This is a genomic window from Pseudomonas sp. Z003-0.4C(8344-21), assembly GCF_900104975.1.
GTDB classification, from domain to species: Bacteria; Pseudomonadota; Gammaproteobacteria; order Pseudomonadales; family Pseudomonadaceae; genus Aquipseudomonas; species Aquipseudomonas granadensis.
Genome location: NZ_LT629756.1, coordinates 1,790,472 through 1,810,974, shown reverse-complemented (window position 1 = coordinate 1,810,974; position 20,503 = coordinate 1,790,472). Strand labels below are relative to the sequence as shown.

The 20,503-nt window shown below is 60.2% G+C and carries 22 protein-coding genes; 13 read left to right on the top strand and 9 right to left on the bottom strand.

Going from position 1 to position 20,503, the window contains the following annotated elements; genetic code table 11:
- Nucleotides 1-9 precede the first annotated feature (9 nt).
- Both BLU24_RS08375 and BLU24_RS08370 read left to right on the top strand, forming a co-directional pair.
- Nucleotides 10-777: an AraC family transcriptional regulator gene (locus tag BLU24_RS08375; RefSeq protein ID WP_093099172.1), complete on the top strand. Its 768-nt coding sequence runs from the start codon at nucleotides 10-12 to the stop codon at nucleotides 775-777.
- A 93-nt stretch (nucleotides 778-870) separates the two neighbouring features.
- Nucleotides 871-1,188 carry a hypothetical protein gene (locus BLU24_RS08370; protein WP_093099168.1) on the top strand — a complete coding sequence of 106 codons (318 nt, stop codon included), beginning with the start codon at nucleotides 871-873 and terminating at the stop codon, nucleotides 1,186-1,188.
- A gap of 36 nt (nucleotides 1,189-1,224) precedes the next feature.
- Here BLU24_RS08370 and BLU24_RS08365 read toward each other — a convergent pair whose 3' ends face one another.
- A complete protein-coding gene (locus BLU24_RS08365) occupies nucleotides 1,225-2,280 on the bottom strand; it encodes an MBL fold metallo-hydrolase (RefSeq protein WP_093099165.1) in 1,056 nt (351 codons plus the stop codon).
- A gap of 212 nt (nucleotides 2,281-2,492) precedes the next feature.
- Here BLU24_RS08365 and BLU24_RS08360 point away from each other — a divergent pair, with 212 nt between their 5' ends.
- A complete protein-coding gene (locus BLU24_RS08360; protein ID WP_093099162.1) occupies nucleotides 2,493-3,101 on the top strand; it encodes a TetR/AcrR family transcriptional regulator in 609 nt (202 codons plus the stop codon).
- A 448-nt stretch (nucleotides 3,102-3,549) separates the two neighbouring features.
- Nucleotides 3,550-4,869 (top strand): methyl-accepting chemotaxis protein, encoded by a 1,320-nt coding sequence (locus BLU24_RS08355; RefSeq protein WP_093099159.1) that lies wholly within the window; start codon nucleotides 3,550-3,552, stop codon nucleotides 4,867-4,869.
- 134 nt (nucleotides 4,870-5,003) lie between these two features.
- On the opposite strand, the gene BLU24_RS08350 is transcribed toward BLU24_RS08355, so the two are convergent.
- Entirely contained in the window at nucleotides 5,004-5,945 is a 942-nt protein-coding gene (locus BLU24_RS08350) for a LysR family transcriptional regulator (RefSeq protein WP_093106534.1), read from the bottom strand.
- Nucleotides 5,946-5,960: 15 nt separating this feature from the next.
- Here BLU24_RS08350 and BLU24_RS08345 point away from each other — a divergent pair, with 15 nt between their 5' ends.
- The gene (locus BLU24_RS08345; RefSeq protein WP_093099155.1) at nucleotides 5,961-6,665 is read left to right on the top strand and encodes a CTP synthase C-terminal region-related (seleno)protein; all 705 of its coding nucleotides are present in this window, start codon (nucleotides 5,961-5,963) and stop codon (nucleotides 6,663-6,665) included.
- Nucleotides 6,665-6,970, top strand: a complete 306-nt coding sequence (locus tag BLU24_RS08340) for an antibiotic biosynthesis monooxygenase family protein (protein ID WP_093099151.1) — start codon at nucleotides 6,665-6,667, stop codon at nucleotides 6,968-6,970. The genes BLU24_RS08345 and BLU24_RS08340 overlap by 1 nt, the downstream gene beginning before the upstream one ends.
- A 124-nt stretch (nucleotides 6,971-7,094) precedes the next feature.
- Here BLU24_RS08340 and BLU24_RS08335 read toward each other — a convergent pair whose 3' ends face one another.
- Complete coding sequence (locus tag BLU24_RS08335) at nucleotides 7,095-7,421, bottom strand: DUF2025 family protein (RefSeq protein ID WP_093099148.1); 327 nt, start codon at nucleotides 7,419-7,421, stop codon at nucleotides 7,095-7,097.
- 219 nt (nucleotides 7,422-7,640) lie between these two features.
- Here BLU24_RS08335 and BLU24_RS08330 point away from each other — a divergent pair, with 219 nt between their 5' ends.
- Complete coding sequence (locus tag BLU24_RS08330) at nucleotides 7,641-8,768, top strand: glycerophosphodiester phosphodiesterase (protein WP_093099145.1); 1,128 nt, start codon at nucleotides 7,641-7,643, stop codon at nucleotides 8,766-8,768.
- A gap of 154 nt (nucleotides 8,769-8,922) precedes the next feature.
- Entirely contained in the window at nucleotides 8,923-9,228 is a 306-nt protein-coding gene (locus BLU24_RS08325; protein ID WP_030142484.1) for a PepSY domain-containing protein, read from the top strand.
- A gap of 285 nt (nucleotides 9,229-9,513) precedes the next feature.
- On the opposite strand, the gene BLU24_RS08320 is transcribed toward BLU24_RS08325, so the two are convergent.
- The gene (locus BLU24_RS08320) at nucleotides 9,514-11,136 is read right to left on the bottom strand and encodes a methyl-accepting chemotaxis protein (RefSeq protein WP_090285467.1); all 1,623 of its coding nucleotides are present in this window, start codon (nucleotides 11,134-11,136) and stop codon (nucleotides 9,514-9,516) included.
- 276 nt (nucleotides 11,137-11,412) lie between these two features.
- Here BLU24_RS08320 and BLU24_RS08315 point away from each other — a divergent pair, with 276 nt between their 5' ends.
- Both BLU24_RS08315 and BLU24_RS08310 read left to right on the top strand, forming a co-directional pair.
- Nucleotides 11,413-12,435, top strand: a complete 1,023-nt coding sequence (locus BLU24_RS08315; protein ID WP_090285469.1) for a transporter — start codon at nucleotides 11,413-11,415, stop codon at nucleotides 12,433-12,435.
- A 239-nt stretch (nucleotides 12,436-12,674) separates the two neighbouring features.
- A complete protein-coding gene (locus tag BLU24_RS08310) occupies nucleotides 12,675-14,288 on the top strand; it encodes an inorganic phosphate transporter (protein ID WP_090285471.1) in 1,614 nt (537 codons plus the stop codon).
- Nucleotides 14,289-14,411: 123 nt separating this feature from the next.
- Here BLU24_RS08310 and BLU24_RS08305 read toward each other — a convergent pair whose 3' ends face one another.
- Nucleotides 14,412-15,308: a LysR family transcriptional regulator gene (locus BLU24_RS08305; protein WP_093106529.1), complete on the bottom strand. Its 897-nt coding sequence runs from the start codon at nucleotides 15,306-15,308 to the stop codon at nucleotides 14,412-14,414.
- Between the two features lie 122 nt (nucleotides 15,309-15,430).
- On the opposite strand from BLU24_RS08305, the gene BLU24_RS08300 reads away from it, so the two are divergent.
- Nucleotides 15,431-16,189: an SDR family NAD(P)-dependent oxidoreductase gene (locus tag BLU24_RS08300; RefSeq protein WP_093099142.1), complete on the top strand. Its 759-nt coding sequence runs from the start codon at nucleotides 15,431-15,433 to the stop codon at nucleotides 16,187-16,189.
- Nucleotides 16,190-16,236: 47 nt separating this feature from the next.
- Here the strand turns inward: BLU24_RS08300 and BLU24_RS08295 are convergent, their stop codons facing one another.
- Nucleotides 16,237-16,674, bottom strand: coding sequence for a multidrug/biocide efflux PACE transporter (locus tag BLU24_RS08295; RefSeq protein ID WP_090285475.1), 438 nt, complete (start codon nucleotides 16,672-16,674; stop codon nucleotides 16,237-16,239).
- A gap of 89 nt (nucleotides 16,675-16,763) precedes the next feature.
- Between BLU24_RS08295 and BLU24_RS08290 the strand changes: the two genes are divergently transcribed.
- Complete coding sequence (locus BLU24_RS08290) at nucleotides 16,764-17,618, top strand: LysR family transcriptional regulator (protein ID WP_090285478.1); 855 nt, start codon at nucleotides 16,764-16,766, stop codon at nucleotides 17,616-17,618.
- Between the two features lie 199 nt (nucleotides 17,619-17,817).
- Here BLU24_RS08290 and BLU24_RS08285 read toward each other — a convergent pair whose 3' ends face one another.
- From BLU24_RS08285 to BLU24_RS08275, 3 genes are read right to left on the bottom strand one after another with little or no spacing between them, the layout of a single operon-like run.
- Complete coding sequence (locus BLU24_RS08285; protein ID WP_093099139.1) at nucleotides 17,818-19,059, bottom strand: RNA polymerase sigma factor; 1,242 nt, start codon at nucleotides 19,057-19,059, stop codon at nucleotides 17,818-17,820.
- A complete protein-coding gene (locus BLU24_RS08280) occupies nucleotides 19,052-19,396 on the bottom strand; it encodes a YciI family protein (RefSeq protein WP_077574226.1) in 345 nt (114 codons plus the stop codon). Before BLU24_RS08280 ends, BLU24_RS08285 begins: the two co-directional genes overlap by 8 nt.
- 40 nt (nucleotides 19,397-19,436) lie before the next feature.
- Nucleotides 19,437-19,862 carry a YybH family protein gene (locus BLU24_RS08275; RefSeq protein WP_093099135.1) on the bottom strand — a complete coding sequence of 142 codons (426 nt, stop codon included), beginning with the start codon at nucleotides 19,860-19,862 and terminating at the stop codon, nucleotides 19,437-19,439.
- A gap of 141 nt (nucleotides 19,863-20,003) precedes the next feature.
- Here BLU24_RS08275 and BLU24_RS08270 point away from each other — a divergent pair, with 141 nt between their 5' ends.
- Nucleotides 20,004-20,489 (top strand): GNAT family N-acetyltransferase, encoded by a 486-nt coding sequence (locus BLU24_RS08270; RefSeq protein WP_093099132.1) that lies wholly within the window; start codon nucleotides 20,004-20,006, stop codon nucleotides 20,487-20,489.
- Nucleotides 20,490-20,503 lie beyond the last annotated feature (14 nt).

Here is a 20,503-nt window from a genome sequence, read left to right as displayed (position 1 = left end):
AAGAAGCACATGCGCAATGTTTCGATCAACGAATTGGATGACACACCGCGCAAGGTGGTGGCGCTCGGTACGGATTATTCCCACGGTCACCTACTGCCTTTTCATACACATCGGCGCGCGCAGTTGTTGTACGGCGCGACCGGCGTGATGCAGGTGCGCACCCATGACGGCAATTGGGTGGTGCCGCCGCAGCGGGCGGTGTGGATTCCGCCGGGGGTGGCGCATGAGGTGTTGATGCTCGGGGTCAGCACGCGCAGTGTGTATATCGAGCCCGGCGCGGTGGATCTGGGCCAGCGCTGCCAAGTGATCAGCGTGTCGCCGTTGATGCGCCATTTGTTGATGGAAGCAGTGGCAGCGCCGCTGATGTACGACCGGGAAGGACGTGACGGCGCGCTGTTCGACTTGTTGTTGCATGAGCTGACACGCAGTGAGGTGCTGCCCCTACATATCCCTATGCCAGCCGAAGGAAAGCTCCTCAGTCTGTGTCAGACCTTTCTGAACAAGCCCAACGCACACCAATCCCCGCAGTATTGGGCCGAGCAGATACACATAAGCTTACGCACCTTTAACAGATTGTTTCGGCAGCAGACCGGGCTCAGCTTTCGTCAGTGGCGGCAGCAGGCCTGCGTAGTGCTGGCGCTGGCGCGACTGGCCGAGGGCGAGGCGGTCACGCGCATTGCGCTGGACTTCGGCTATGAAAGCCCGGCGGCGTTCTCGACGATGTTCCGGCGCGTGCTTGGTCAGGCACCGTCCGTCTGGTTGGAGGCGGCGAAGTAGGGCAAATCTAAAAATGCGTTTGATCCCGGCCGAAAACAACTGTACAAAAACACAGTACATTTTCAATCAGCACTTTTGAGCCCGGAGCACACCATGGCCTCTCTTGCGATGAACCACATTCTCGAACGCATTGCCCTTTTCCAGTTCACCCCGACGCACTGCGTCCAGGCCCGAGCGATGCTGGGCTGGAGCGTGGAACAACTATCGCGCGAGGCGCAGGTGCCGGTTGAAGACATTCAACGGTTCGAGGCGCAGCAAGAGGTGGCGGACGCAGCGCGGCTGGCGCTGGCTTATCGATTTGAGGCGCTGGGGTTGGTGTTTTTTCCGGGATTCAGGCCGGGGCGTAGTGCGAGTGTTCGAGCGGCGGCATCGGAAAGCCTGGAGCGTGGGGAATATGCAATGGCTGAATAAGTCGGTTCGCCATAGGTGCGAACCGACTTCAACCCATCATGCATTCTGCGCAACCACCTCACCCTCCCCTTCAACCGCCAGCCACCACGCACTGCCGCGTTGCGGTTGAGCGATGTTGAACGCTTCGCCCATCTGCGGAGTGGTGATGGCGACGCTGCGTTCCCAGGCCAGGGCGAGGATGCGGTCGAAGGGTTCGTGCCAGGCGTGCATGGCGAGGTCGAAGGTGCCGTTGTGGATCGGGAAGAGCCAGCGGCCCTTGAGGTCGATGTGCGCTTGCAGGGTTTCTTCTGGCTGCATGTGCACGTGTGGCCATTCGACGTTGTAGGCGCCGGTTTCCATCAGGGTCAGGTCGAACGGGCCGTACTGTTCGCCGATGCGTTTGAAGCCGTCGAAGTAACCGCTGTCGCCGCTGAAGAAGATGCGGGTGTCGCCGTCGATCATCACCCAGGACGCCCACAGCGTGCTGTTGCCATCGAACAAACCGCGACCGGAGAAGTGCTGCGACGGCGTGGCGACGAAGCGAATACCGGCGATTTCCGCGCCCTGCCACCAGTCGTACTGGCGGACTTTGCTGGCTTCGATGCCCCATTTGATCAGGGTATCGCCGACGCCCAGCGGAGTGAGGAACAGGTTGGTTTTCGCCGCCAGTCTGAGCACGGCTGCGTAATCGAGGTGATCGTAATGGTTGTGGGACAGGATCACCGCTTCGATCGGCGGCAACTGGTCGATGCTGATCGGCGGCTGGTGAAAGCGTTTCGGGCCGGCCCACTGCACCGGTGATGCGCGCTCGGCGAACACCGGGTCGGTGATCCAGAATTTGTCGCGCATTTTCAGCAGCAGGGTCGAGTGGCCGAGGCGATAAACGCTGTGGTTCGGTGCGGCCAGCAGATCTTCGCGGGTCAGCGCTTGCACCGGGATCGCGGCGCTGGGCCGGGTAGTGCGCGGTTTATGGAAGATCATGTTCCACAGGATCCGCAGCATTTTGCGCAGGCCTTCGCGTTGTACCGGTGCGTGATTGCGGAACAGCCCTTGATCCTGGCGCGAGGCTTCAGGCGTGGAAGTGTTATCCGTGAGCGAGACTGGATCGGCCATGACTGAATGACTCCGGAATACCGCGCATTACACGGCTTTCCAACGGTGGGACGGTTGATGGCCAGGCTGCACGCAGAGGCCGAACTGTCGGTTTTGTAAGCGGCGAGGATTAACGCAACATTACACTGACGGGTGTAGTTTCTAGGTTGCATCAAAGCTGCCGCCAAGTAAACTGCCAAGTGTAATTTCCTCTTTTTTGCTTAAGCGACCTTATGACAGCTCCCCAGCGCCTCACCGAGCGTAAACGTGCAGCCATTATCCAGGCGGCGATTGCCGAATTCCGTGCACACGGGTTCGAGATCACCAGCATGGATAAGATCGCTGCAAGCGCTGGCGTGTCGAAGCGCACGGTGTACAACCACTTCCCCAGCAAGGAAGAGCTGTTCGCGGAAATCCTCAATCAATTGTGGGCGCGCATCAGTGCCGAGCAGTCAGTCGCCTACCGCCGCGATCTGCCGTTGCGCGAGCAGCTGTGGCCGCTGCTCCAGGCAAAAGTGCAGATGATGGCCGACGAAAACTTTCTGACGCTGGCACGTGTGGCGATCGCGGCGACCATCCACTCGCCCGAGCGCGCGCAGAACATGATCGAGCGCATGGGCGAGCGCGAAGAAGCACTGACTGTATGGATTCGTGCGGCGCAGGCCGATGGTCGTTTGAAAGCGGTCGATCCGGAATTTGCTGCGCATCAGGTCCAGGGACTGCTGAAGGCCTTTGGTTTCTGGCCACAGATATCGATGGGGCGCACCGCGCTGGATGCGGAGACTCAGCAGACCGTGGCCGAGTCAGCGCTGGAGATGTTTCTGGCGCGCTATCAGGTGTGAACTTACTGCCGAACTAGCGCGGCCGACGAACGGTTGGCCCCACCACATTCCTGAAACGTATTTCAGGAACAATCTTGCGCAGATTGTTCCGGTTCCAGTGCGCCTGAGTATCGGTGCAAACCGCTTCGCATGTTGTACAAGAATGCCCGTAAAGCTCCGGATCATGCCGACAACATGCTTATAATCCCGCTCCGCAAGGCTTGTAGCCATTCGAGACGCCATCCGGCAAATTGCTGACCGATTGGTCGACCCCCATAAAACTTATACAAAATTATAAAAAATCACCTTCTTGTACAAGTTTGTGATTTTTTGTATAAGTAGCACTCTGCCAGCTAAGGACCGCTGGCATTGAGCAGTCACCACCGAATGCCGCCCCGCGCATTCGGTCTGCCGGCGCGGTAATAGGGACTGAATCCTTGATCTTCCCAATTTCCAGAGTACTGCGAGCATGTTCTTCAATCGCCAAAAATCCATCATCGACGACCTTCAGCGCACCCTCACTGAACAATCCGGCCTGCTCGATGCGATCAATCGCTCGATGGCGGTGATCGAATTTGATCTGGAGGGCGTGGTGATGCGCGCCAACGACAACTTCCTCAAAACCATGGGCTACACCGCCGAGCAAGCCATCGGTCAGCCGCATCGGCGTTTCTGCACACCGGAATTCGGCCGCAGCGCGCAATACACTGAACTGTGGTCGCGCCTGAAGAATGGCCAGTTTCAGTCCGGCACGTTTGAGCGGATCAACAGCCAGGGTCAGCCGATCTGGCTCGAAGCCAGCTACAACCCGATCAAGGATGCGTCGGGACGCGTGGTGAAAGTGGTCAAGTACGCCATGGACGTGACCGCCAAGGTGCAACAGGAAAGCGAAGCCAACGCCAAGCTTCAAGCCATTGACCGGGCGATGGCCGTGATCGAGTTCGACCTTGAGGGCAATGTCCTCACCGCCAACCAGAATTTTCTGACGCGCATGGGTTACACACTCGCCGAACTGAAAGGTAAACATCACCGTTTGTTCTGCACCTCGGAGTTGGTCAACAGCGGTGCGTATCAGGATTTCTGGCGTCGCTTGAATCAGGGTGAGCTTTTTCACGGATTGTTTGAACGCGTCGATAAACGCGGGCAAACGGTTTGGCTCGAAGCCAACTACAACCCGGTCTACGACGCCGCCGGGCGCTTGTGCAAAGTGGTCAAGTTCGCCTCCGACGTCACCGCCCGTGTCGTCCAGCATGAGCAGGATGCACGAAGCGCCAGCGCGGCTTATCACATCTCGGTGGCGACCCGTAAAGTCGCTGAGCAAGGCACGCAGGTGATCCAGCAAGCCGCCAGCGAAATGCGCGAAATCGCCGAAGACATCGCCCAGTCATCAACGTTGATTGCGCAACTGGGCGAACGCTCCGAACAGATTACCGCCATCGTCAACACCATCCGTGCGATTGCCGACCAGACCAATTTGCTCGCGCTCAACGCCGCCATCGAAGCCGCTCGCGCCGGTGAACAGGGCCGTGGTTTTGCCGTGGTTGCCGACGAGGTGCGACTGTTGGCCGGCCGCACCAGCGGCTCGACCGCGGAGATTTCCAACATGATCGGCCTGATCCAGAGCGAAACCCGCCAGGCCATCAAGAGTATGGAAGGCACCCGCGGCCGCGCAGCGGAAGGGGTCGAGCTGGCCAATCAGGCGGGCACGGTGATCCTGCAGATTCGCGATGGCGCCAGTGAAGCGGTGGAAGCGGTGAGCATGTTTGCCAATGAGCGGGCGCCGGGGTGAGCCTGATGCAAGAAAGGTAAACCGCGTCGCTGCTTTCGCGAGCAAGCTCGCTCCCACAGCAATTGAGTTGACCAGACCTTGGGTATTCAACCACCGAGCCATTAGGGCGGGCTTGCAATAAAAGCTGGCGCTGATTACGCCACGCGCAACGCCTGCCCCAGTTCATCAAACAGCGTGACCACCGAGCGCAACGCTCGGCAATCGGGTCGGGTCAGCAGCCATAAGGCGCTGTCATAGCCGTGCAACGGCTCACCCAACGCCTGTAGGCCATCGCCCATCAGAAAGTCCGGCAACGCCGCCACGCCGAGTCCGGCCCGCACCAGTTGCGTCACCGCAAGCATGCTGTTGCAACGATAAGCCGGCGTCACTCCAGGCAACTGCTGGCGGCGCCAGACAACGCTCGGGTGATCGGGCAGAAAGTCGTCCGGAGCGATCCAGGTCAGCGCCGCGAGATCCGACGCATCGATGTTCTGCATATAACTTTCACTGGCGCAGACCCGGTAAACAACCTTCGCCAGTTGCCGGCCGATCAGGTGCTCGGGCGGTGTGCGCGTCAGGCGCAAAGCGATATCGGCATCGCGCCGGCTGAGGTTGGCGAAGTCATTGGACGTGCTCAATTCGAGAGTCAGCGCCGGGTATTTGGGCATGAACTGCGCCAACGCCGGTAGCAGCAGGCTGTGTAACACGGAATCGGTACAGGTCAGTCGAACCGTGCCGCTGATCACTTCGCCGCCCTGCTCCACGCCCACGCGCGCGGCTTCCAACGCCTGTTCGGCGCGCTCGGCCTGCTCGGCCAGGGTTCGTGCGAGGGTCGTCGGCAAGTAGCCGGCACGGCTTTTTTCGAACAGTTGCTGGCCTAGCGCAGATTCAAGCCGGCGCACCGCGCGGAACACGGTCGATACGTCAACCTTCAACAACTGTGAAGCACGGCCCAGAGAGCCGGCACGAATCAGAGCAAGAATCAGCGCCAGATCCGGGTAGTCGATCCGATAGTGCGTAGCTGCATTGATCACTTGGGCAAATGCCAATATTGAGTGCGTGGACGCCAATCTATAGTGAGCGCCATCAATCGACAAGCGCAGGGACATCCCATGGAACGCAGCGCCATCCGCATCGCCCTGATCGGCGATCACGACCCGCAAGTCACCGCCCATCAGGCGATTCCCGTCGCCCTCGGGCTGGTTGCCGAACAGCTTGAGCGCGATGTGCAATTGAAATGGTTGCCCACCGAGCAGATCCACGCCGATACGCCGCTGCACGCCTTCGACGGTTTCTGGTGCGTGCCGGCCAGTCCTTACAAAAGCGAAGCCGGCGCCTTGCGCGCAATCCGTTTCGCCCGCGAACAACAGCGCCCTTTCCTCGGCACTTGCGGCGGTTTTCAGCATGCCGTGCTGGAATATTCACGCAATGTGCTGGGCTGGGCCGATGCGGCACATGGTGAAACCTCGCCGGAGTCCGGGCGCGCATTGCTTACGCCACTGACGTGTTCGCTGGTCGAAGCAGTGGACCGCATTCATCTCGTGCCTGGCTCGTTGATCGCCAAGGCGTACGAAACGGCTGAAATTCATGAAGGTTATCGCTGCCGTTATGGGGTGAATCCGCAGTTCACAGAGCGACTCTTAAGCGATCAGCTTCAAGCAGTCGGCCACGATTCAGCCGGGGATTTGCGTGCGGTTGAGCTAACGGGTCACCGGTTCTTTGTCGCGACGTTGTTTCAGCCGGAACGTGCAGCGCTTAAAGGGCAAACGCCGCCGCTGGTACGCGCACTTATCGAAGCCTGCCTGGAGCCACGTTGATGCCTGCCTGCTTTGCGGTGATTTTTACTTCGACCCGAACCGAAGGTGACAATGGTTATGCCGCTGCGGCGCAACGCATGGTCGAGTTGGCGCGTGATCAGCCAGGGTTTCTCGGGATGGAATCGGTTCGAGGCGCGGACGGCATTGGCATCACCGTGTCGTATTGGCGGAGCGAGGCGGCAATTCTGGCGTGGCGAGATCACCCCGAGCACCGGGCGATTCAGGCGCGTGGACGCTCGCAGTGGTATTCGGAGTTCAGCACTCGGGTGTGCCGGATTGAGCGCGAGTATGCATTCGGGCATTAAGGATGGCGGCGCCCAGCAAGCCGCCATCGCCAGCAGGCTGGCACCACAAGGGATACCTGGCGCGCACAAAACCCTGTAGGAGCCAGCCTGCTGGCGATGGCGGCAACCGGTTCACCGCAAGGCTTCAGCCCCGCACCAGACTGCGCACCGCGACGATCTCCGGCACTTGCACCTTGCTCATGTAAACGCGCAGCGCTTCGGTGATGTTGATCCGGTCGTCGATGTGTTGATCCAGCAGCAACTGGATCAACTCGCGTTTAAGGGTCATGGTCTGTTCGGTCGTGGGGGCCCAGACGAATTCGCTGGCGGGGATAACGCCGTCGTCGGCGACGTCCATGCCGAAGGCATCTTCGCTGAATCTGACGATGTATTGACCGGTCTTGCGGTTCAGGCCAACGAAGCCCTTGAGGTCGTCGGCGGCCTGGCAGATGAGTTGGGAGGTGATGCGCATGGTAAACCTCGCGAATGATGATCGATGGTTTACACGCAGGCCACTGAGCGGCGCACCCTCTGCCGGGGTGTCTGCCGAGGGCTAGCGTACTGCAAACGGCGCCACAAACGTGCAGGAAAATTCGCTTTTAATACGTTTATGTCGGTCCTGCGCTGGCACCCGAGCGCTTCAGTTGTTAAAACAGTGCTCTTTGAAATTGCCTGCGAAAGGAACTCGAACATGCCCGCTACTTTTACCAAAAGCGCTTTGGTCCTGAGTCTGCTGCTCGGCCTCGGTCAGGCGCAGGCCGCCAGCCACAGCGATCCTGAAGCCATTGCCGCAGCCCACGGCATTCCGCACCCGGCAGTAATCGCTCACCGTGGCGCATCGTTCGATGCGCCGGAATCCACCGCCGCCGCTTATCGACTGGCCCGCGACTTGGGCGCCGACTATCTGGAACTGGATTTGCAGCGCAGCAAGGACGGTGTGTTGTTCGCCCTGCACGATGACAATCTGCAGCGCACCACCGACGTTGCGAGCAAATTTCCGGAGCGCAAGGACAGCCCGGCCACCGCGTTCACCATGGCCGAACTGAAAACCCTCGACGCCGGTAGCTGGTTCAACACCAAGTACCCGGATCGCGCGCGCCCGTCCTACACCGGGCTAAAGATTCTGACCCTCGATGAAATCATCGACATCGCCCGCGCCAATCCACAGCACAAGCCGGGCCTGTACATCGAAACCAAAGAGCCGCAGCTGTTCCCCGGCATCGAACATGACCTCAAGGAAAAACTGCAGGACCGCGGCTGGCTGAGCCCGGCCGGTTCGAAACTGGCGAAAAGCGCGCTCGGCGTCGGCCAGGGCAAAGGCAAGGTGATCCTGCAGACGTTCGACAAGAACAGCCTGCAATTGCTGGAAAAGGAAATGCCGCAAGTGCCGAAGATCCTGCTGTTGTGGGTCGGCGAAGGCAGCATCGAGCCGAAATCGAACGTGACCTTTGCCGCTTCCGGTGAAAAGGACAAGAACGTTTTCTACGGTAAACAGGAACCGAAGTCCGAAGCTGAATTCAAGCAGTGGGTCGACTTCGCCAATGCCCAGGGCGCTATCGGTACGGGTCCGTCGGCCAAGCTGACCCATGGCGGTGACCAGAGTTATTCGGATCTGGTGCAGCCGTGGATGAATCAGTACACCCATGATCAGGGCATGCTCGTGCACGTCTACACCGTCGATGAGCCGGTGGATTACGAGAAAGTCATGGCGGCCGGTGTCGATGGCATCTTTACCAACCGCGCCAGTGAACTGTTGAAATTTTATAAGCGCCCGGCGGCTGGCAGTGTTGATGAAGTTTTGAAGAAGAACGGTTTCTGATTCGTTATCGAGTCGCCTGCTTCGCGAGCAGGCTCGCTCACAAAGAGTAGTTTTATCGCGAGGCAGAGATTTAAGGGTGAATTAAGTTGCGCTGGTTAATCTGAACTCACTTACACAGATCAACCACTTCAACGCACAACCAAGGAATGAACCGATGAAAACTTTGACTGCCCTGTTTACCGCCGCTGCCCTGACCCTTACCGCTGGCCTGGCTCAGGCCGACGTACGCATCGACCAGATCCCGCAACTGGTGAAAGACGGCAAGATCAAGTCGCTGGAATCGATGAACGCCGAAGCGCTGAAACTGCATCCGGGTGCGACTATTACTGACACGGACCTGGATAACCACTTCAACGGTTATGAGTATGAAGTTGAACTCAAGACCGCTGACGGCAAAGAGTTCGATGTGGACTTTGATGCAACTACCGGCAAGGTGTTGAGCAACAAGCAAGATACTTGATAGAGCGCTGGTAAAGAGCCGCACGATCTAATGATCGTGCGGCTTTTTTGTGGCTGGGGTTGGCGTGAGTTGGGGTGACTGGGAAATCGATTCCCCCTCACCCCAGCCCTCTCCCCCAGGAGAGGGAGCCGATTTGCGGGCCGCTCAAACCTGAGTTCGACTCGATATCTTAGGTCGGCGTATGTCCAACACACACCGCGGTCAGTCCCCTCTCCCGTGGGAGAGGGCTAGGGTGAGGGGCAAGCCATCACGCCGAAAAAACTGACGTACCACGCCCCAAACCAATCAAGCACTCAACCGCGCCGTCACTTCATTCAACTGCCCCGACAAACCGTGCAGATTCTGGCTGGCACTCTCGGTGCGCTGCACATTATCCAGGTTGGTGCTGGCAATCGCGGTGATCTCGGTGAGGTTGCGCGAGATGTCTTCGGCCACCGAAGTCTGCTCCTCAGCCGCGGTAGCGATCTGCCGGTTCATGTCGCGAATCGCTTCCACCGCATGGGTGATGCGCTCGAGCATCGCGCCAGCCTGGGTCACTTGCTCGACGCTTTCATCGCTGCGTGCCTGGCCGTTGTCGATGGCATGCGCAGCGTCTACCGCGCCGGTCTGCACACTCTGGATGATCTGGTTGATCTCGATGATCGACTCCGCCGTGCGCTGCGCGAGGTTACGCACTTCGTCGGCGACTACGGCAAACCCACGCCCGGCCTCACCGGCGCGTGCCGCTTCGATGGCGGCGTTGAGCGCGAGCAGGTTGGTCTGTTCGGCGATGCCGCGAATCACTTCCAATACCTTGCCGATGCGCCCGCTATCGGCTTCAAGACGGCGGATCACGGTGGCGGTGTTGGCAATTTCGCCGCGCATCTGGGTGATCGAATGGATGGTGGTCTGCATGACCTTCTCGCCCTGTTGCGCCGACTGATCGGCATCGTCAGCAGCGCGTGCGGCATCAGCGGCGTGGCGCGCGACTTCCTGGGCGGTGGCGGACATTTCGTTCATCGCCGTGGCCACTTGATCGGTGCGGTTGAATTGCTCGTTGGTGCCGCCGGCCATGGTTGTGGCGATGGCGTTCAGCTCACCGCTGGCGCTGTCCAGATCGCTGGCACTGCGCTGCAAACGGGTGAAGGTGTCGGCGAGGAAATCGCGCAAGGTGTTCGCCGCAGTGGCGAGATTGCCCAGCTCGTCCTGCCGCTCGTTGGTCACACGCGCAGCGAGCTGGCCGCGACTCAATTGGCTCACATAGTCGATGAGTTTGCGGATCGGCTCGACCAGGTTGCGGTTGACCAGCCACAGGCTCAGCAGGCCGATCAACAGCCCCGACGCCAGCATCACCAGCAAGCCGATCCACACAGTGCGATCGGCGCCGGCACTGATCAGCGCCGACTGCTCGGTGCCCTGCTGGCGTAGTTCAGTTACCAGTTCGCTCATTTGATCGCTGGTCGCACGGTCGACACCTTTGACTGCCGCGTCGCCCGCCGCCGGATCACCGCCGGCAGCGACATACGCATCGCGGCCCTTCTGATAGGCCGCGCCGAGTTGGCGGTGTTCGTCACGCAGGCGTTCGATGCGGGATTTCAGGCTCGGCTCGATGCCGCTCTGGCTGGCCAGTTCACCGAGGATTTTCTGCACGTCGCGCTGACGCTCTTCGAACTGGCCCCAGTACTTGGCCAGATCCGCCGGCTGCTTGCCGCGCAGCAAGACGTTTTTCCATTCCTGCACCTGCACTTTGAATTGCAGGTTGGCTTCGTCGATCAGTTGCGAGGTGTGCAACGGCCCGGCGAGCAACTGGCTGTAACTCTGTACGCCATTGGACAGGAAATGGAAGCAGGCCAGCGCGATCAACAGCACCGCCAGCAGACTGCCACTCAACAGGGCGAGCATTTGCGCTCTCAGGGATTTTTGCAGCATCGAAGATACTCACGACAGGGGTGGAGCACGCCCGGAACGAGCGTGAAAAATGGCCGGACCTCCCTGTCGGCGAACCTCGGCTCAAAGCCGATGGCGCGCAACCTAACTCAGCTGAGATCGGCGTGCCAGAGCCCTTCTTGAGAAACTTCCGACAGCCGGTAAGGCATTGATTTGACGCCGTTTTACTGTCACATAACGGTCATGTGACATTGCGATGATGCCGCTCAGGTGAACCTGTAAAACCCGCATCAGCCGCCCTCCTCGCAGCGAGCCGCCATGAACCACAGCCTCGATATCAGCCATCGCGATCCAGACCTGTTCGGTTTGCTCTATGGCTTTCGTTTTCTGCCCGGCGAACGCGGGCGCGAAGTCGATTCAGCAACGGCTTTGCGCTGTTTGCAGGACGACAGCGACAGCGGCGAATTCCTCTGGCTGCACTTGAACCTGGCCCACGCAGCGTGCGAGCGCTGGATGAAAAGTCATCTGCAATTGCCGGAAGAATTTTTCGAAGCGCTGCATGAGGGCTCGCGTTCGACGCGCATCGAGCATGTCGACTCGGCATTGCTGGCGGTGGTCAACGATGTGGTGTTCAACCTCAGCAGCATGGTCTCCTCGGACGTATCGACGCTGTGGGTTTGTGTGCGCAGCAAACTGATCGTCAGCGCACGCCTGCAACCGTTGCACTCGGTGGACAAATTGCGCTCGTCGGTGAAGGCCGGCGAGCGCTTTCGGTCGCCGTCGGAATTGCTCGTGCATCTGCTGCGCGATCAGGGCGAGGTGCTGACGCAGATCGTGCGCAAAACCAGCCTGAGCGTCGATCAGATCGAGGACGAATTGCTCTCCTCGCGGTTGTCGACCAACCGTGCCGAACTCGGCGCCAACCGCCGCGTGCTGGTGCGCCTGCAACGCTTGCTGGCGCTGGAACCGGGTTCGCTGCTGCGCCTGCTCAACCGTCCGCCGCCGTGGTTGCAGAAGGAGGACGTGAAGGAGTTGCGCAAGTCTACCGAGGAGTTCGCGCTGATCATCAACGACCTCACCGCCCTCGGTGAACGAATCAAATTGCTTCAGGAAGAGATCGCCGCCAACCTCAACGAACAGAGCAACCGCACGCTGTTTACCCTGACCGTGGTGACGGTACTGGCGCTGCCGATCAACATCATCGCCGGTTTCTTCGGCATGAATGTCGGCGGCGTGCCGTTGTCGCAGGACCCGCACGGGTTCTGGGTACTGGTCGCGCTGGTGGCGACATTCACCGTGATCGCCGGGCGCTGGGCGTTTCGCAAGCGTGGGGATTATTGACCACATATGCCACCGTTCCCCTGTGGGAGCTGGCTTGCCAGCGATGGCGGACTGACATTCAACATGGATGTTGACTGACCTGACGCTATCGCTGGCAAGCCAGCTCCCACAGGGGACTTCGGCGTTATCAAGATCAATGGTCAGACTAATCAGGCAAACACTGATCTGCCGCAGTCTCTCTGTAACATTCTGCAACGATCATGGGCGACATTCCTTCCCTCGCTCAGGATTGTCCGCTCATGGCTACTCCCTCCCTGACCGCCAGCCCCGCCCCTGCCGCCAGCGGCCGGCCCGCGCTGGACAAGAAACCCGGCCCGTTCACCTACGTGATCTTTTTCGCCGTACTGGCCATGGGCATGCTGTTCACCGCCTACAGCCTGATGCACGACATGCACGAACTCGGCACGGTGGTCACCACCTGGACGCCGTTTCTGCTGCTCGGCGTAGCGCTGCTGATTGCGCTGGGCTTCGAGTTCGTCAACGGTTTCCACGATACGGCCAACGCGGTGGCGACGGTGATCTACACCCACTCGCTGCCGCCGAATGTGGCGGTGGTCTGGTCGGGCTTTTTCAACTTCCTCGGCGTGCTGCTTTCCAGCGGCGCGGTGGCGTTCGGCATCATCGCGCTGTTGCCGGTGGAGTTGATCCTGCAGGTCGGTTCGTCGGCTGGGTTTGCGATGATTTTCGCTTTGCTGATCGCCGCCATTCTGTGGAACCTCGGCACCTGGTGGCTGGGCTTGCCGGCGTCGTCTTCGCACACGCTGATCGGCTCGATCATCGGCGTCGGTGTGGCCAATGCGCTGATGCACGGCCGCGACGGCACCAGTGGTGTCGACTGGGCGCAGGCGACCAAGATCGGTTACGCCTTGCTGCTGTCGCCGCTGGTGGGTTTCGGTTGCGCCGCGCTGTTGCTGCTGGCGCTGCGCGCCTTCGTCAAGAATCGCTCGCTGTACAAGGCACCCGAGGGCAACACCCCGCCGCCGCTGTGGATTCGCGGTTTGCTGATCGCCACCTGTACCGGCGTGTCATTCGCCCATGGCTCCAACGACGGGCAGAAAGGCATGGGCCTGATCATGCTGATTCTGGTCGGCACCTTGCCGATGGCCTACGCCTTGAACCGCACCATGCCGGAAGAACAATCGCTGCAGTTCGCCGCGGTGGCGCAAGTCACCCAGCAGGCGCTGGTGAAAAGCTCACCGCTGCCGGCACCGGCCGATCCGCGACCGGTCCTTTCCGATTACGTGCGCAGCAAGGAAGCCACGCCGCAACTGATTCCGGCCCTCGCCGCGCTGACCGGACACATCGGTGAGCAAGTCAGAGGCTACGGTTCGCTGGCCAAAGTGCCTGCCGAAGCCATGGGCAACGTGCGTAACGACATGTACCTGGCCAGCGAAAGCATTCGCTTGATGGACAAGAACAAGGTCGGCAATTTCGACGCTGACACCAGCAGCAAATTGCAGCTGTTCAAACAGCAGATCGATAACGCGACCCGGTTCATTCCGCTGTGGGTGAAGATCGCCGTGGCCATTGCGCTGGGGCTTGGCACCATGGTCGGCTGGAAACGCATCGTGGTGACCGTCGGCGAGAAAATCGGCAAGACCCACCTGACTTATGCGCAAGGTGCCTCGGCGGAAACCGTGGCGATGCTGACCATCGGCGCGGCGGACATGTTTGGCTTGCCGGTCTCGACCACCCATGTGCTGTCGTCCGGTGTGGCCGGGACCATGGTCGCCAATGGCGGCGGGTTGCAGATGAAGACCATCCGCAATTTGCTGATGGCGTGGGTGCTGACCTTGCCGGCGGCGATCCTGCTGTCGGGCAGTCTGTATTGGTTGTTCACCCAGATCTTCTAAACCAATACAAATCCCCTGTAGGAGTGAGCCTGCTCGCGATAGCGTCCTTTCAGTCGATACAGATGTGACTGACACACCGCTATCGCGAGCAGGCTCACTCCTACATTTGATTGTGGTGACCCATCAAAGCGTCGACCGAACCACCTCCCCCAGCCAATCCATGAACACCCGCACCCGCAGCGGTAAATGCCGTTGCCGCGCGTACAGCAATGAAATCGCCATCGCCGGTGCGGTGTATTGCGGCAGCACGGTAACCAGTTCGCCGTTTTCCAGATGCGGCTGCATGCCGGTGCGCGGTACCTGAGTCAGGCCGAAACCACCGAGGCACGCCGACTCGTAGGCGTCGGTGCTGTTGACCGTGATGCTGCCGGCCATCGGCAAGCGTCGCACCTGCCCGCCCTCTTCGTAGACGAAACCTTCCGAACGCGAGCCCAGCACGCCGACGTAATGCACCAGCCGATGCTGCGCGAGGTCTTCCAGGGTTTGCGGCACGCCGTAGCGCTCGAGGTACGCGGGGCTGGCGCAGTTGATCATCGAAAAGTCGCCGAGGTGCCGCGCCACCACCGATTGATCCGGTTGCGCGCCGACGCGCAGCACGCAATCGAAACCTTCGCTGAGCAGGTCGACGCGGCGGTCGGTGCTGCTGATTTCCATCTGCAGGTTCGGATGCCGCGCCATGAACTGCGGCAGGCGCGGCATGACCAGGCGCCGGGCGAGAATGTTCGGCATGTCGACACGGATGCGCCCGCTCAGCGAGGCCTCGTCCTGGCGGAACAAGCCTTCAATCTCGTCCATGTGCGACAGCAGATCCTTGCTGCGCTCGTACAGGACCAAGCCGTCCTGAGTCGCTTGCACCTTGCGCGTGGTGCGCTGCAACAAGCGCGTGCCAAGCAGGGCTTCCAGCGCCTGCACATGCTCGGACACGGTCGAGCGCGGCAGGCCCAGGCTTTCGCCGGCGAGGGTGAAACTCGACAGTTCGCTGACCCGCACGAAGGTGCGCAGCAGTTCCAGTTTGTTCATTTTGGCGCCCCGCGATTGTTCGGCTGATCCGATCAGTGATTTCGCTTTCACTCTGTTTATCAGCTTGGGGCGGATAAATAAACTTTGATCCATCCCCACTCAACGCAATCGGAGCAAGCCCCATGAACCGTAAAATCGCATTGATCAGCGGCGCCAGCCGTGGCCTGGGCAAAAACGCCGCCCTGCACCTCGCCGCGCAAGGCATCGACATCATCGGCACCTACCACAGCCGCGCTGACGAGGCGCAGGCACTGGTCGGCGAACTGCAAGCGCTCGGCGCCAAAGCGGTCATGCTGCAACTCGACGTTGGCCGCAGCGACAGCTTTGCCGATTTCAGCGCGCGGGTTGAGCAAGCCTTGCAGCAAACCTTCGACCGTCAGCGCTTGGATTTTCTGGTCAACAATGCCGGGATCGGCGTGCATGCCCTGTTCGCCGACACCACCCCGGAACAGTTCGATCTGCTGATGAATGTGCAACTGAAGGGGCCGTTTTTCCTGACTCAACAGTTGCTGCCGCTGATCAACGATGGCGGACGCATCATCAACGTTTCGAGCGGCCTGACCCGCTTCAGCCTGCCGGGCTACGGCGCCTATGCGGCGATGAAAGGCGCGATGGAAGTGCTGACGCGCTATCAGGCCAAAGAGCTGGGCGCACGGCAGATCGGCGTGAATATTCTTGCCCCGGGCGCCATCGAGACTGATTTTGGTGGCGGTGCCGTGCGCGACAATTCGGCGTTGAATGCGATCGTCGCCAGCAACACGGCGCTGGGCCGTGCCGGACAACCGGACGATATTGGCGGCGCGCTGGCGTTGCTGTTGTCCGAGGGTGGTCGGTGGATCAACGGCCAGCGTGTCGAGGCGTCCGGCGGCATGTTTCTCTGATTTGAAACAAAAAAAATCGCAGCCTTCAATGGCTGCGATTTTTGCGTTTAACCCTGACAGACGTTGCGCGATACGAAGCGCTCGCGCAGCACGTCATAACCCCAGTGATAAACGTAGGTGTACGGCAGGAAAAACAGCAGCACGCCGATGTCGAGCAAAAACGCCTGCCACAGGCTGACCGACAGCCACCAGGCGATCAGCGGCACACCCATCACGATCAAACCGCCTTCAAACAGCAGCGCATGCGCCACCCGCACCCAAGCGTTATGGGCAACATTCAGACGCACCAACACCCGATCAAAGAACCGGTTGAACACCACGTTCCAGCCCAGCGCCAGCAGCGCAATCAGCACGGTGACCGCGCCCATGTCGAGCAGCGGCTTTTGCAACAGCCACGCCAGCAACGGCGTGCAGATCAGGATCGCCAACAGCTCGAAACCGATGGCCTGGAAGATACGTTCAGTGATGGATTTGTCGGCAGTCATGGCCTGACTCCTTGAGTGAAGATGGTTGCCATGATCAACCCTTGAACCGATACTTCCTAACCAATAACCATCGATCAAGGCGATAGTTGATGATTTCGCAGGAAGTGCTGTTGGCGTTCGTGCAGGCGGCGACGCAAGGTTCGTTTTCCGCGGCAGCGCGCAAATTGGGGCGCAGTCAGTCGACCATCAGCGCCGCGGTGGCCAGCTTGGAGATCGATCTGGATGTTGTGCTGTTCGACCGCAGCAGCCGCAAACCGACGCTAACCCCGGCCGGGCATGTGCTGCTGCAACGGGCCGAGGCGATTCTGGCGGCGAGCAATCGTCTGGAAATGACCGCACGGCAACTGTCCCAAGGCGTCGAGCCGAAGCTGACGGTGGCGATTTCCGACACCTATCAGTCGTATCGATTCGAGGCGGCGCTGGTGGAGTTCGAGCAGCGCTATCCGGATTTGCAACTGGAATGTCTGATCGCTGAATGCGAGGACTTGATCGAACTGGTCCAGCGCGGCCGCGCGCATCTGGCCTTCGCCGAAATGCAGGAACATTACCCGCCAGATCTGGTGACCTCGACCGTAGCCGAACGCACCGAGATTGCCCTGTTCGTCAATCGCGAGCATGCGCTGGCCAAGCTTGAACAGGTGGATCAGCAACGGCTTGAGGAGCATCGCGAGTTGCGCCTGGCGACCATCGTCAATCCGTATGACAGCCGTGGCAAAGGCCGGGTGTGGTCGGCGCCGAGTTATTTGATGTTGCTGGAAATGGCCGAGAAAGGTTTTGGCTGGGCACCGCTGCCGCGCTGGCTGGCGCAGCGTTATGGCAATGAGTTGCTGGTGGAGTTGAACGTGCGCGGCTGGCCGAAACCAGTGTTTGTCGATGCGCTGTGGTCGCGCCTGTATCCACCGGGGCCGGCGGGAAGCTGGTTGTTGGGAAAGATGCTGGAATAATGGTTGGCTTTGGATAGAAGCCCCTCATCGGAACGCCGCCCGCCCAGCCCTCTCCCAGAGGGAGAGGGAGCCGATCGAGGTGTGCTGCCTCATGCATCGACCTGAATAACCATAGCGATTATGGATTCCAATACAGCCATTCAAGTCGGCGAATTTCCCCAATATCCCCCAATCAGTCCCCTCTCCCTCTGGGAGAGGGTTAGGGTGAGGGCTTTTCCAGCGCCAAAAGCCGACCTTCAATAAACCGCCGCTCCGGCTCCTGCCGGGTCAACGCCAACGCGCGCTGATAGGCCTCGCGCGCCTCATCCACCCGCCCCAACTGCCGACAAAACTCCGCCCGCGCCGAATGCGCCAGGTGGTAATCCTGCAAGTCGCCACGCTGCAAAATCCCTTCAATCAGACTCAACCCGGCCAACGGCCCATCGCGCTTGGCCACCGCCACCGCGCGATTCAATTCGATCACCGGCGACGGCAGCGCCCGCAGCAACACGTCATACAGCCCGACGATCTGCACCCAATCGGTTTGCGCTGCATTGGGTGCCTCGGCGTGCACCGCGGCAATCGCCGCCTGCAAACAATACGGGCCGAACCGCCGAGGACTCAGCGCGCGCTCGACCAGTGCACAACCTTCGGCGATCAAACCGGCGTCCCACAAGGCGCGATCCTGATCATCCAGCAGCACCAGTTCGCCGCTCGGCGAGGTGCGTGCCGGTCGTCGCGATTCGTGCAGCAGCATCAGCGCCAGCAGGCCCATGACTTCCGGCTCCGGCAGTAATTCCATCAATAGGCGCCCGAGGCGAATTGCCTCGCGTGTGAGGTCTTCGCGGGTCAGCTCAAGGCCGATCGACGCCGAATAACCCTCGTTGAACACCAGATAAATCACCCGCAACACGCTGTCGAGGCGTTCGGGCAATTCCTTCAGGCTGGGCACTTGATAAGGGATTTTCGCGTCGCGGATCTTGGCTTTCGCGCGCACGATGCGCTGGGCGATCGCTGCCGGCGCAGAAAGAAAGGCGCGGGCGATTTCTTCGGTGGTCAGGTCGCAGACTTCACGCAAGGTCAGCGGCACTTGCGCATCCGCGGCCAGCGCCGGGTGACAGCAGGTAAAGATCAGCCGCAGGCGATCGTCTTCCACGTCCTCGCCACTCCAGTCGGCCTGTTCGAGTTCTTCCAGTTGCGCCAGCAACAACGGTTGCGAAGCCTTGAACCGTGCGCGCCGGCGCAACACATCAATCGCCTTGAAGCGCCCGGTCGAGACCAGCCAGGTGCGCGGGTTGTCCGGCACGCCGTCGCGCTGCCAGCGCTCGACCGCGACGAAAAACGCCTCATGCAAGGCTTCTTCGGCGAGGTCGAAATCACCGAGCAGGCGGATCAGCGTCGCCAGAATCCGCCGCGAATCCTGGCGGTAGACCCGCTCGACCCGCGCCCGAACGTCAGACATTCAACTGCCGTACCGGTCGCACCTCAACGCTGCCGACGCGCGCTGCCGGAATGTTGCCGGCGACCTGCAGCGCTTCGTTGAGGTCCTTGGCGTCGATCAGGTAGAAGCCGGCCAGTTGCTCCTTGGTTTCGGCAAACGGCCCGTCGGTGATCGACAGTTTGCCGTTGCGCATTCTGACCGTGGTGGCGGTCTGCACCGACTCCAGCGCTTCGGCGGCGACCATGCGCCCGCTGCCCTGGATCGACTCGGCGTAGGCCCAGCACTCGGCGTCTTCGGGGCTGTCGGGCGACGAATGCAGCAGACGCTCGTCGCTGTAGACCAGGCATAAATACTTCATGGCATTCTCCTGATTCGAACAGTTCAACTATGGCTGAAGATCAGGGCTGCACATCGAACAGGGTCGCGCCGCTCATCGGATCGAACGGCGCCGACCAGTGCTCATGGACGATTCTCCACGCCCCGCCGACCTGCCGATAACACGCGGTAACGCGCATCCAGCAGCTCTGGGTTTCGCCTTTTTCATTGGTCCCGCCGCAATTGGCGACCCAGTGGGCGAAGGCAATGTTGTCGGCGCTTTCAATGGCGATTTCCTGAAACTCGAAAACGTGCGGGCCGGGGCACATTTCCATGCACTCCACCCAGTGCGCGCGGTACGCCGCTTTGCCCTTGAATTGCAGGGCCTTGATCGCGTCGAACGAGACGATGTCGTCGGCGTACAGGGCCATGACTTTTTCGACGTCCTTGGTCATCACCGCTTCGCGGTAAGTGTTGATCAGGGACTGGATTTCGCTGTGTGCGTTCATGGTGTTCTCCGTGGTTTTTGTGGGAAGACACCCATAGTCGTTTGCCCTTTTCGCAGATCGACAGGTCAAACAAAAAAATGTGCACGGCGACAATATCGATAGAATCCGAGGCTCATTCTTTGTAGGAAAAAGGAAATTCCCGTGTCAGCCAGACTCGTACCGTACGACAGCTTGAATGCCCTGCAGCGTCAGCAAGTCGAGGCGATTGAAATCCACGCCGAGCAGATCAAATTCTCCGGCGATATCCACGGCGCGTTGCACACGCTGCTGTCAAAACCCGGCCCCGGTGTAAAAGGTTTCGCCCTGCTGGCGGACGAGGTGCCGGTGGCGTTCCTGCTGCTTAAACGTCCACCGGTATTGCCCGATTGGGCCAATGAGCACAGCGCCACATTGCATGCGTTACAGGTTGATCGCCGTGCGCAAGGCAAGGGTTACGGCAAGGCATGCCTGCAAGCGCTGCCCACCGTCGCGCGTGAAGCCTGGCCGGAAATCAAGGGGCTGGAGCTGTCGGTAGACGCCGACAACGAAGCGGCCATCGCGCTGTACGCCAAACACGGTTACGTCGACAGCGGCGAGGCGTACAAGGGCCGGATCGGTTACGAGCGGCGCATGGGGCTGTTTTTCTGAATCTGTGAAATTCC

Bases quoted from the DNA above. Each gene is read 5' to 3' on its own strand.
- BLU24_RS08360 (WP_093099162.1), top strand. From the start codon at position 2,493: ATGACAGCTCCCCAGCGCCTCACCGAGCGTAAACGTGCAGCCATTATC.
- BLU24_RS08290 (WP_090285478.1), top strand. From the start codon at position 16,764: ATGATTTCGCAGGAAGTGCTGTTGGCGTTCGTGCAGGCGGCGACGCAA.
- BLU24_RS08335 (WP_093099148.1), bottom strand. From the start codon at position 7,421: ATGCGCATCACCTCCCAACTCATCTGCCAGGCCGCCGACGACCTCAAG.
- BLU24_RS08315 (WP_090285469.1), top strand. From the start codon at position 11,413: ATGAACCACAGCCTCGATATCAGCCATCGCGATCCAGACCTGTTCGGT.
- BLU24_RS08305 (WP_093106529.1), bottom strand. From the start codon at position 15,308: ATGAACAAACTGGAACTGCTGCGCACCTTCGTGCGGGTCAGCGAACTG.
- BLU24_RS08345 (WP_093099155.1), top strand. From the start codon at position 5,961: ATGGAACGCAGCGCCATCCGCATCGCCCTGATCGGCGATCACGACCCG.
- BLU24_RS08355 (WP_093099159.1), top strand. From the start codon at position 3,550: ATGTTCTTCAATCGCCAAAAATCCATCATCGACGACCTTCAGCGCACC.
- BLU24_RS08310 (WP_090285471.1), top strand. From the start codon at position 12,675: ATGGCTACTCCCTCCCTGACCGCCAGCCCCGCCCCTGCCGCCAGCGGC.
- BLU24_RS08280 (WP_077574226.1), bottom strand. From the start codon at position 19,396: ATGAAGTATTTATGCCTGGTCTACAGCGACGAGCGTCTGCTGCATTCG.
- BLU24_RS08340 (WP_093099151.1), top strand. From the start codon at position 6,665: ATGCCTGCCTGCTTTGCGGTGATTTTTACTTCGACCCGAACCGAAGGT.
- BLU24_RS08285 (WP_093099139.1), bottom strand. From the start codon at position 19,059: ATGTCTGACGTTCGGGCGCGGGTCGAGCGGGTCTACCGCCAGGATTCG.
- BLU24_RS08375 (WP_093099172.1), top strand. From the start codon at position 10: ATGCGCAATGTTTCGATCAACGAATTGGATGACACACCGCGCAAGGTG.
- BLU24_RS08330 (WP_093099145.1), top strand. From the start codon at position 7,641: ATGCCCGCTACTTTTACCAAAAGCGCTTTGGTCCTGAGTCTGCTGCTC.
- BLU24_RS08275 (WP_093099135.1), bottom strand. From the start codon at position 19,862: ATGAACGCACACAGCGAAATCCAGTCCCTGATCAACACTTACCGCGAA.
- BLU24_RS08320 (WP_090285467.1), bottom strand. From the start codon at position 11,136: ATGCTGCAAAAATCCCTGAGAGCGCAAATGCTCGCCCTGTTGAGTGGC.
- BLU24_RS08365 (WP_093099165.1), bottom strand. From the start codon at position 2,280: ATGGCCGATCCAGTCTCGCTCACGGATAACACTTCCACGCCTGAAGCC.
- BLU24_RS08300 (WP_093099142.1), top strand. From the start codon at position 15,431: ATGAACCGTAAAATCGCATTGATCAGCGGCGCCAGCCGTGGCCTGGGC.
- BLU24_RS08325 (WP_030142484.1), top strand. From the start codon at position 8,923: ATGAAAACTTTGACTGCCCTGTTTACCGCCGCTGCCCTGACCCTTACC.
- BLU24_RS08295 (WP_090285475.1), bottom strand. From the start codon at position 16,674: ATGACTGCCGACAAATCCATCACTGAACGTATCTTCCAGGCCATCGGT.
- BLU24_RS08370 (WP_093099168.1), top strand. From the start codon at position 871: ATGGCCTCTCTTGCGATGAACCACATTCTCGAACGCATTGCCCTTTTC.